We start from the raw sequence: 10,210 nt of genomic DNA, 5'->3' as shown, positions 1-10,210 counted from the left end.
ATGCAGTTGGAGGCCTTTGAGGCAGTCAGCGATAATCCACAGGCCAAGCTGTCGGCCGTGATCAACTAAACGGCGAACTCAGCGGCCAGAACCATGATGAGTTACACCACTTCCCGGGACACGATCGGATTGGCGGCCCTCACCTACGAACAGTTTCACGAGTTGTCATCGCGTCTCGCTGTCAGAAGTTTGCCTACGGAAAGAACCCAGCCGCTGAAGGTTGCTGATTCGGGTTCGCTAGAGATATCGCGGCTTATGGCAAACGCGGCGGGCGTGGTTCTCATGAACTGGCCTCTCGCATTCAGAGAACTGCTGAGTGGCCTCAAGGCAGTCCATTCCGATAACGAACATTGGACGCTCAGCAGATCGTTCGGCCCGATATACCACGACATCCACCGTGATCTGGATGACTCTTGTTTTGACTTTCTTCGTCGAGAGTTCGAATCATTTCTGCAGCATGCGTGGGAAGCACCGTTAGCGAAGCGAAATCGCAATTTGAGTGAGGAGACGATTGAGAGACATCGTTGGGTGTCGTTCGATTCTGCTGCTGAAGCTTGTGGTCTCGGGGTATCAGTCATAAAACGCCTTCATCAGGAGGGACAAATCGCCTATCGGGAGAAGGTCCATGAAGATCGAGTCTTTACGGTCGTGGACCTGGATCATTTGAAGGCAATCTCGCAGCATCTCCAGGGCGTGGCTGATATGAAAGAAACCTCGACTTTGCTAAGCCTCTGTCGCAATCGGGTTAGGCAGCTGCTAGCTGGTGGTACCCTCCAGTTCTTTGGTGGAGAACCGCGCCCAGGCGAAAGGTGGCTGATTGACTGCCGCTCGATCAACGAATTGATTGATGAGAAGCTGCCTACCAGCTCTGACCAGAGCCTGGTGTCGATCAACTACTTGGCCAAGCATTCTCTGCCCAAGGGGGGTGGGTTGGTCGAGTTGGTTCAGGCAATACGTGCAGGTGAACTTCGCGCTTACGGCCCAGCTGAGAATGGCTCGGTTGCGGTAGGGGCGTGGTTACTCAAGCCGCAAGATTTTGCAGCGTGGCAACAAGCCCGAGCTGAGAACAAGAGTCCGGTCTTTCCCGGCCTGTCGGTAGTCAAGGCTGCTGCGCTGTTAGGCGTCAAAGAACAATGCGCATACGCGTTCGTTCGACTGGGTCTGCTATGGAGCACTGCTGTCGAACGAGGCCGGCGTACGCAATTGATGGTTAAGCCTCAAGCCATCGACAGATTCAGGCGTGGCTATATCTTGGGACCGGAGATTGCGGTGTATTTGGGGAAGTCGACCAGGGAGGCGTTCAAGCACCTTTGGGAGGCCAGGTTTCGCCCCGTTGCGGGGCCATCCATTCCAAACGCGGCTTGCCGGCAGTACGTTTGGGTAAGAAGCAAAAAGCTGATCGATTACCTCGCAAGTGAAGCCGCCCAGATCGACGATCCTGAAGCCATCACGTTTTTATCCACACCGATCGCTCAGCCTCGTGATTGCCGATTCAGGCATGTGGGATCAAGATAGTTAGCACGCTTTCTTTCTTGATTGCTAAAATCATCGAACCCATTTTGGAGAATCTTATGTCCCGTCTCGCTGAATTCCGCCTGCTCGAACAACAGCTCGCAGCCCAACTGGCGGAGCTGGAAGCGCTGAAAAATGACTCTGCCCTGAAGCAGGAAATGGAATTTGAAACGAAGCTGCGCAGTTTGCTCAACGAGTATGGCTACGGCCTGCGCCAAGTGGTGCTGATCCTCGATCCGCAAGCGGTGGCTTCCACTGATATGGCCCCAAAAACCTCTCGGAAACCACGCGAAGTGAAGGTCTACAAGAATCCACACAGCGGAGAGGTTGTTGAGACCAAGGGTGGTAATCAGCGTACGCTTAAGGCCTGGAAAAACGAGTATGGCGCTGAGGTAGTCGAGTCTTGGCTCGCCAATTGATTGCACTGCAGGCGGCTTCTGGCACGAGATGAATCGTGGTGCGCCCCGAATGCAAATTCCCATTCTGGGGCGTGACGAAATTTTCTGCGGGTGGTGGATTTAGAGAATTAAAACTGTCGCTAGAGGGTCCCGTCTTTCGCGGCCTGCAGCCATTTGGAGAGGAAACGCAAAACTGTCGCAATCACCCAAAACGCCGGTTCAGACTGATTCGCTAGAGAATTAAAACTGTCGCAGCCTGAAACGACGCGGCTTTCACGTGTATTCAGAGCCATCATTATCGATAGCCTGCTTACAAACATGTAATTCCTGGATCACGTGGATGACAGCTCCCAGTCGGTAAGCTTCACTCATGTCTTCATGGAGTAACAGAAATGAACACCGCTAAAAGCATTGCCGCCCTCATGCTCGTAATCGCCTCCTCATCCGCTTTAGCTGAAGGAGGATCTGATCGCTTACACGGAAAGATGATTCAGGCAAATGAGCAAGCAATGCGTGCCTACGCCGCTGCCAATGGAAAAAAACCACCTGAAGTGATCCATTATCGCTACGGAATGAAACTGGATGTGGCGAGAGTTATCAGTATGACTTCGCTCAAAGGTAGCTGCGACGTGATGCCGACACAGATGAATTACGAGGACTCAACAGGTGAGTTGAAAATCCTCGAATATCGCTCTGCTGGAATTAACTGTAGAGGTCAAAACTGACCGAAGGGACAGGGTAAGTCTTGGAGTAAGCTGACCACGACCAGCGCTGCAGCTGGTCGGCTGGCCGGCAGAAGCCCTTCCCCCGGGGCATCTTGCATTACGTGTCAGGATAACTGGCAACTACTTGATCGTCCCCACTCTTGGTGAGGCCGATGACTTGATAGGCGTGTTTCATGCCATCAACCTCCATACCTGGTGAGCCAGCGGGCATGCCAGGTACCGCGACGCCTGCCAGGTCGTTGCGCTTTATGAGCTCCTGCACCTGGGCTGCGGGGACGTGACCTTCCACAAACTTGCCATCGATAACCGCGGTGTGACACGAAGCCAGCCTCGGAGCTACTCCTAGCTCTTGCTTCACCGCCCTCATGTCCGTTTCAACGTGGTCGACGACCTTGAAGCCGTTTGCCTCCAAGTGCGCTATCCATTTCTTACAGCAACCGCAATTAGCGTCCCGGTGCACATCGATAGTCAGGGGCTCCGCAGCAAAGGCGGCTGAGGCGATTAGAAGTGACGCTGCGGTACTTAAACCGAGGAAGCGGCGCTTACTTGTCATGAGTGTGCTCCTTCCCGTCTTTGTGCACATGGGTTTTGGGAGTAGAACCTGTGTGGTGGTCCGAGTGCGCCTCGCCGGACTCGTGTTCACCGTGGTGCTCCGCTACTGATGAAGACTCCGAATGCGAACTGCCATGATCATGACTTTCCTCAGCCACGCCGTTTGCTGCGGAATCATCATGATTTCCATGACCTGATTTCGCACCACCGTGTTGGCCTTCATGGTTATGCATATCGCTTTCGCCACCGCCATGTTGGTGACCACCACTGGAAGCGACCATCATCTGGTACTGCTCAGCATTGAGTTGCGGTAGCTGGTCCAGGAACGCGACGATTCCCCAGATGTACTGGTCGTCCATGCTCTTACCCCAGGCTGGCATGCCTGTCGCTTTGATACCGTGCTTGATGGTCCAAAACGCAGCAGCAGGGTCACCGCTTACACCTATCTCGGTGAGGTTTGGTGGGGATGGGTATAGGGCTTGGCTGAGTTCAGTTTTCTCCACCCCTGGCGCGAGGTGGCAACCGATACACATGGCGTTGTAGTTGCCTGCCCCTGCTTGGATGAGAGCAGGATCTTTAAGGTTTGGCACCTCAATGTCGCTTGCTCGGACTTCAATCGAGCGATCCCGCGCCATGGCCAAAAACGCATGCACAGCGGGGAAGTGTGGGTCGTCCGCACCAACGTTCACGAGACCGAAGTAAGCAGCACCTAGCACTGCTGCGCTAGTAACAGCACCTGCCGCCACCAGCGTTGTAATTGTTTTTTTCATGTTGAGTTCTCAAAACCACATCCGAATACCGGCCACAAAACGAGCTTCGTCCACGTCCCCGCCTTCATCCCGAATGAAATCGGCGGTTTTGCCGTAGGAACGGCTCCAGGTGACACCTATGTATGGCGCGAACTGGCGAACAATCTCGTACCGTAACCGCAGCCCGACTTCGGTGTTTGCCAGGCCAGAGCCGACGCCGCGTTCCGGGTCGTTCTTGCCATAAAAGTTGGCCTCAGCGGTTGGCTGAAGAATTAAACGATTGGTTAGCAAGATGTCGTACTCGCCCTCCAGACGGGCAGCGGTTTGACCGTTCTCGCCGATAAAGGCGGTGGCTTCAGCTTCGAAGTCATACAGGGCCAGGCCCTGAATACCGAACGCAGCCCAGGTCTGCGGATCCTCCGGTTTGAAATCCTGCCGGACGCCGGCGACAACATCCCACCACGGGCTTACCGAGCGGCCATAGAGGAGCTGCAGCTCAGCATCTTCAGTCACACCATTGGTTCGTTCACCTTCCGAGCGAATCCAGAGCCTATTGATATCGCCGCCCACCCAGCCGGATGCATCCCAAGCAAGCGTGCTACCTTCATCGGCATCTTGGTATTCCAGTTGGTCTAGCAAGAAAAAGCTGTTGAACCCGCTGTCATCCATTTTGTGCCCGTCAAGCGGGGGGAAGGCAGCCTGCCGGTCGGCATCAGTCAGCACCGGGATTGGCGTACGGCTGGTCGGGGTCGGCGAATCAGCGTTCCCGTTTCCCATCGTGGAATGACCCATCGCGCCATGATCCATGCCTTCCATGGACCCGTGATCCATGCCTTTCATGCTTCCATGGTCCATCTTGCTGTGGTCCATCGAGGCGGGTTTCGCTTTGGGCTGGCCATGGCCCATTTTGCTGTGATCAACGGGTGCAGGTTGCGTGGGTTGCTTGCTCGCGCCCATCTGGCTGTGGTCCATGCCCGGCATCGCAGCCTGTGATGAGGCGTGGTCCATCTGCATGGCACCGTGGCCCATTGCCGAGTGGTCCATTCCGGAATGATCCATTTCAGCGGCGAAGCTGGGCGAAACGCCCAGCACACCTAAAGAAACGGCGAATGCCAGCAGCGATGGTCGTGCAACGCTATTGGCCATTTTTCCCTGCCTTAGCTTTGTCGCTGCCATGCGATTCCATCATTTTGCTGTGATCCATTCCTTCCATGGAACCATGATCCATGCCCTCCATAGAGCCATGATCCATGCCTTTCATGGAGCCGTGATCCATGCCTTCATGGTTCATGCCCTGGGCTTGCTTGCTCTTCGAGCCGTTCGATTGCGCCGCGTTGGACGACTTTTGAGAGTGCTGATCATGGTTGTCACTGGACCAGGAAGACGGGGCGTACACCGCGAGCAGGCCAACCATCGCGGCAGAGAGGAAAAAGGCGCTTCGTTTCATTGGTTTGCTCATCTCGTATCTCCAGTTCATTCGTCCACGCGGACTTCTCGGAACATGCCCATCTCCATGTGGTACATGAGGTGACAGTGATAGGCCCAGCGCCCGAGTGCATCTGCGGTTACGCGATAGCTTCGTTTCGAGCCAGGCGGCATATCGATCGTGTGTTTTCGCACCATGAAATTGCCGTCCTCATCCTCCAGGTCACTCCACATGCCGTGCAGATGGATGGGGTGAGTCATCATGGTGTCGTTGACCAAGGTAATACGCAGGCGCTCGCCGTACTTGAGCCGCAGCGGCTCTGCGTCAGAAAACTTGATCCCATCGAAGGACCAAGCGAACTTTTCCATATGCCCGGTAAGGTGCAGTTCGATTGTCCGGCCAGGTTCCCGGCCGTCAGGGTCGATGAAGGTGCTACGCAAATCCGAATACGTGAGAACCCGACGCCCGTTATCGCGAAGCCCGATCCCCGGATCGCTCAGCTTTGGCGTAGGGGTCATGGTCTGCATATCGACCAGAGGGTTGTTTGTTTCGGAGGCGGGATGGTTCTGCATGGCACCGCTGGCGGCCATATTGCTTTGGTCCATACCGGTCATGTTGCCGTGGTCCATGCCAGCCATCTTGCTATGGTCCATACCGGCCATGCTGCCGTGGTCCATGCCAGCCATCTTGCTATGGTCCATACCGGCCATGCTGCCGTGGTCCATGCCAGCCATCTTGCTATGGTCCATACCGGCCATGCTGCCGTGGTCCATGCCAGCCATCTTGCTATGGTCCATACCGGCCATGCTGCCGTGGTCCATGCCAGCCATCTTGCTGTGGTCCATACCGGCCATGCTGCCGTGATCCATGCCACCCATGCTGCCGTGGTCCATCCCCATATCACTCATGGAGATGAGAGGCCTTGGATCTACAGCCGGCACCGGTGCCTGCAGGCCCTCACGGACAGCCAAGGTACCCCTTGAATAGCCGGTGCGATCCATGGATTGAGCAAAGATGGTGTAAGCCTGCTCGTTTTCAGGCTCGACAATGACATCGTAGGTTTCAGCAACGGCAATCCGGAATTCATCGATCGACACTGGCTTAACGTACTGACCGTCGGCTGCGACAACCGTCATTTTCAAGCCGGGGATCCGCACGTCGAAATAGGTCATCGCCGAGCCATTGATAAAGCGAAGCCGGATTTTCTCCCCTGGCTTGAAGATTCCCGTCCAGTTCCCATTTGGCGCCTGGCCGTTCATGAGGTAGGTGTAGGTGTGCCCGCTCACGTCAGCGAGATCGGTTGGGCTCATCTTCATCTCGGCCCACATCTTTCGATCGGCCACAGCAGCAGACCAACCTTTCTCGCTCACGTCGTCGACGAAGTCGCCAACGGTGCGCTTGTGGAAGTTGTAATAGTCCGACTGTTTTTTGAGCTTGGACATAACCCGCGCCGGGTCTTCGTCGGTCCAATCACTCAGCATGACGACATAGTCACGATCGTAGGTGAAAGGCTCTGGATCCTTGGCATCAATCACCAGCGCACCGTAAACACCGACCTGCTCCTGGAAGCCCGAATGGCTGTGGTACCAGTAGGTGCCGTTCTGGTGGACCTTGAACTTGTACTCGTACATGCCGTCGGGAGCGATGCCATGGAAGCTTAGACCCGGCACGCCGTCCATATTCGCCGGCAGGATGATGCCGTGCCAGTGGATGGACGTGTCCTGCTTCAAGCGGTTGCGAACCCGTAGCGTGACCGTGTCGCCTTCGCGCCAACGGAGTATTGGTCCTGGCAGCGAACCGTTGATGGCCATCGCCGTTCGAGCTGCCCCGGTAATGTTCACCGGGAGCTCCCCGATGTACAGGTCAAAATCGGTGCCGGTCAGTACGTTAGGCTGGCCAGGGCTGGTTACGGCCCAGACCGGCGCGCGCCACATGCCCAGCCCACCCAGTAGTCCGGTAGCAGCCAGGCCTTTGACGAATGAACGTCTCGTGGTTTTGCTTTGCATGCCGTTGCGTCCAATCAGGTAGATCGCTGATATCCAGACTGCGGGATCCGCAGCCATCTGGTTTCAATTGAGCTCCCCCAAGCCTCGTAGACTTTCGCCAAAGCACAAGGATTGCGGGAGGCAATACCCCGAAAGCTGACATAGTTCAGATTCCGGGGTGATTACATTTCTGTAAGCTAAGCTCAGCAGCTCTCGTGGCCGGGGTGCTTTTGGCTTTGGGCGGTAACAGGAGCCTCTGCTTTTTTCTCCTGAGCAACCTGGTAAGCCTGCATGGAAGATGCACGTGCAGCTTCCATCCTGGCGAAGGTGCGATCCGCGCCGCCTTCAGCCAGGGCGAGGCTCGCCATGCCGAAGGTGACTACCATCACAATCGCTTTGATCATGTTCATTTGCGTTTCCTCTAAGGGTCAGTTTCGCCTGATTGGCGCCGTTCACAGTGCTCAAGCTAGCTACCCGGCACTGTCAGCAAGCTGAGCCCGACATTACTTTTCCGTCAGCTTCTGGTTGGGTGCCTTTTTTGCTGCACACTGAAGGGCATCCAAGGGGGCGCAGCAGATGAAATTACTCGTAGCCGAAGATGAGCCAAAAATCGGGGCCTACCTGCAGCAAGGGCTGACGGAGGCAGGCTTTACCGTCGATCGTGTGGTCACAGGGACCGACGCGCTGCAATACGCTTTGAGCGAGGCGTATGACCTGCTGATTCTTGATGTAATGATGCCGGGGCTAGACGGCTGGGAGGTGCTGCGGATGGTACGTGCGGCAGGGAAAGAGGTCCCAGTCTTGTTTTTGACGGCCCGTGATGGCGTGGACGATCGCGTGAAAGGGTTAGAACTCGGGGCTGACGATTACCTGGTCAAACCCTTTGCATTCTCGGAACTGCTAGCGCGTGTGCGCACTTTGCTGCGAAGAGGCAGCAGTGGCTATGCTCAGACCACTATGAAGATGGCTGACCTGGAGGTAGACCTGCTTAAGCGCCGGGCCACCCGAAATGGCAAGCGGATCGACCTCACAGCCAAGGAGTTCTCCTTACTGGAACTACTCATGCGCCGACGCGGCGAGGTACTGCCGAAGTCCCTGATCGCATCGCAGGTGTGGGATATGAACTTCGACAGCGACACTAACGTGATCGAGGTTGCTGTTCGTAGGTTGCGGGCCAAGATTGATGACGATTTCGCCCCCAAGCTCATACATACAGTTCGTGGCATGGGCTATCTGATGGATGTTCCCGAGTAATGCGCGCCCAATCGTCGCTCGTTAAACGCCTTACCCTCATGTTCATGTTCGCGGTCATCGCCGTATTGGTCGTTGCCGGCGTGAGCTTCTACATGCTCAGTCAGCACCATTTCCAGATGCTGGATGAGCAAGCCCTGGCCGAGAAACTCGAATCCACCCGGCACATCCTTTCACTTTCAGCAGCACGTGATGAACTTGAGGATCAGGAGCCTCAACTGCGTGCTTTGTTGGGGGCTCATCAGGACCTTTCTGCGGAGATTCTTGATGCTGACGGTACTGTCCTGTTCTCGGACTCCAAGGCATCCCGCATCCCTGAGCGCTTTAAGCAGGCCTCTTCTGGCGCCGTTTGGGACTGGCAAATCGACTCGCGGAACTTCCGGGGGATTACCTCTCAACTGGCTATAGCGCAGGCGCAGGCGCCGGTAACAGTCATGTTGATGCTGGATGTCACCAGCCATGCCCACTTTTTCAAGACGCTGCAATGGTGGTTCGGCATTGGCTTGGTCATCAGCGCTCTGGTTAGTGCAGGATTGGGGTGGATCGTGGCCAAGAGCGGTCTTCGGCCGGTTGGGCAGATCACCAAGGTGGCGACATCCATGTCTGCCCGGTCCCTTCGCGAGCGAATTCCATTGGAGCCCGTGCCGCTTGAATTGCAGGAGCTGATCCTCTCCTTCAACGGAATGCTTGCACGCCTGGAAGACGCGTTCGTCCGGCTATCAAACTTCTCAGCCGACATCGCACATGAGCTGCGGACTCCGGTAAGTAATCTTCTGACGCATACCGAAGTCGTTCTGACCAAAAAACGCGACCTCGATGCCTACGAAGACAACCTCTACTCCAATCTTGAAGACCTCAAGCGCATGTCGCGCATGATCGATGACATGCTGTTCCTGGCAAAAGCTGATAACGGCTTGATCATCCCCGAGCAGGTTGATATCGATCTGGTCGGGCTAGTGTCCAGACTGATTGAGTACTACCAGCTTGCAGCCGAAGACCGAAGCATTCGGCTTGCCCTTCAAGGCGAAGGTACGATCCGTGGTGACCGGCTAATGATTGACCGGGCGGTTTCCAACATTCTATCCAACGCTTTGCGCTATACCCCCGAAGGCCACGATATCGCCGTCCGGATTGTCGAGGCGGCTGATCAAGTGAACCTGTCCGTCCAGAACAATGGGGCCACGATTGATCCGGAACATATCAACAAAATCTTCGACCGGTTCTATCGCGCTGACCCTGCAAGGCGGGAAGGAAGCCCAAGCAACGCCGGCTTGGGTCTGGCCATAACGCGTTCGATCATCGAGGCTCATGGTGGGCGAATTTGGTGTACCTCCGCTGACGGCGTGACGAGTTTTCACATCGCTCTGCCGCACGCCAAACAATCCACTTCCAAGCCTCAAACGGCTTAATGCTCATTTCATGCGTGTAACCTATACTCGGCCATCATGAACCGGCTCCTACGACTGTTCACCATCCTGCTTCTAATCGCATCGCTTCCTCTCAACGGCATGGCGGGAGTCGACTCAGCCATTGAACCATGCCCCATGCAAACCATGGGGATGGAGATGATGGCGGGGATGGATCACGATTGTTGCCAGGATACTGATCCAGG

11 protein-coding genes are annotated in these 10,210 nt (G+C 55.7%); 5 read left to right on the top strand and 6 right to left on the bottom strand.

Annotated elements, in window-relative coordinates; translation table 11 throughout:
* Positions 1 to 96 precede the first annotated feature (96 nt).
* The 3 genes from JNA92_RS25180 (at position 97) to JNA92_RS25170 (ending at position 2,635) form a co-directional block, all read left to right on the top strand.
* On the top strand, positions 97 to 1,515 hold the full coding sequence (locus tag JNA92_RS25180; RefSeq protein ID WP_241807180.1) for a hypothetical protein: 1,419 nt from the start codon (positions 97 to 99) through the stop codon (positions 1,513 to 1,515).
* Positions 1,516 to 1,571: 56 nt separating this feature from the next.
* A complete protein-coding gene (locus tag JNA92_RS25175; protein ID WP_010951431.1) occupies positions 1,572 to 1,931 on the top strand; it encodes a histone-like nucleoid-structuring protein, MvaT/MvaU family in 360 nt (119 codons plus the stop codon).
* 371 nt (positions 1,932 to 2,302) lie between these two features.
* Positions 2,303 to 2,635 carry a DUF2790 domain-containing protein gene (locus tag JNA92_RS25170; protein ID WP_011953079.1) on the top strand — a complete coding sequence of 111 codons (333 nt, stop codon included), beginning with the start codon at positions 2,303 to 2,305 and terminating at the stop codon, positions 2,633 to 2,635.
* A 97-nt stretch (positions 2,636 to 2,732) separates the two neighbouring features.
* Here the strand turns inward: JNA92_RS25170 and JNA92_RS25165 are convergent, their stop codons facing one another.
* The 6 genes from JNA92_RS25165 to JNA92_RS25140 all read right to left on the bottom strand — a co-directional run bounded on the left by JNA92_RS25165 (position 2,733) and on the right by JNA92_RS25140 (position 7,757).
* On the bottom strand, positions 2,733 to 3,188 hold the full coding sequence (locus JNA92_RS25165; RefSeq protein ID WP_011953080.1) for a DUF411 domain-containing protein: 456 nt from the start codon (positions 3,186 to 3,188) through the stop codon (positions 2,733 to 2,735).
* The gene (locus JNA92_RS25160; RefSeq protein WP_011953081.1) at positions 3,178 to 3,957 is read right to left on the bottom strand and encodes a c-type cytochrome; all 780 of its coding nucleotides are present in this window, start codon (positions 3,955 to 3,957) and stop codon (positions 3,178 to 3,180) included. Before JNA92_RS25160 ends, JNA92_RS25165 begins: the two co-directional genes overlap by 11 nt.
* Positions 3,958 to 3,966: 9 nt before the next feature.
* On the bottom strand, positions 3,967 to 5,082 hold the full coding sequence (locus JNA92_RS25155) for a copper resistance protein B (RefSeq protein WP_011953082.1): 1,116 nt from the start codon (positions 5,080 to 5,082) through the stop codon (positions 3,967 to 3,969).
* Positions 5,072 to 5,395, bottom strand: a complete 324-nt coding sequence (locus JNA92_RS25150; RefSeq protein WP_012269845.1) for a hypothetical protein — start codon at positions 5,393 to 5,395, stop codon at positions 5,072 to 5,074. The genes JNA92_RS25155 and JNA92_RS25150 overlap by 11 nt, the downstream gene beginning before the upstream one ends.
* A gap of 14 nt (positions 5,396 to 5,409) precedes the next feature.
* Entirely contained in the window at positions 5,410 to 7,368 is a 1,959-nt protein-coding gene (locus JNA92_RS25145) for a copper resistance system multicopper oxidase (RefSeq protein WP_012269846.1), read from the bottom strand.
* A 182-nt stretch (positions 7,369 to 7,550) separates the two neighbouring features.
* Positions 7,551 to 7,757, bottom strand: a complete 207-nt coding sequence (locus tag JNA92_RS25140) for a co-regulatory protein PtrA N-terminal domain-containing protein (RefSeq protein WP_011953085.1) — start codon at positions 7,755 to 7,757, stop codon at positions 7,551 to 7,553.
* Between the two features lie 166 nt (positions 7,758 to 7,923).
* Between JNA92_RS25140 and JNA92_RS25135 the strand changes: the two genes are divergently transcribed.
* Entirely contained in the window at positions 7,924 to 8,601 is a 678-nt protein-coding gene (locus tag JNA92_RS25135) for a heavy metal response regulator transcription factor (protein ID WP_011953086.1), read from the top strand.
* Complete coding sequence (locus tag JNA92_RS25130) at positions 8,601 to 10,007, top strand: heavy metal sensor histidine kinase (RefSeq protein WP_011953087.1); 1,407 nt, start codon at positions 8,601 to 8,603, stop codon at positions 10,005 to 10,007. Before JNA92_RS25135 ends, JNA92_RS25130 begins: the two co-directional genes overlap by 1 nt.
* Positions 10,008 to 10,210: the final 203 nt, after the last annotated feature.

The organism is Pseudomonas putida, from assembly GCF_022627325.1.
In the GTDB taxonomy this organism is placed as follows: Bacteria; Pseudomonadota; Gammaproteobacteria; order Pseudomonadales; family Pseudomonadaceae; genus Aquipseudomonas; species Aquipseudomonas putida_X.
Note: the sequence above shows the minus strand (reverse complement) of the source record. Positions and strands in the feature narration are given on the sequence as shown.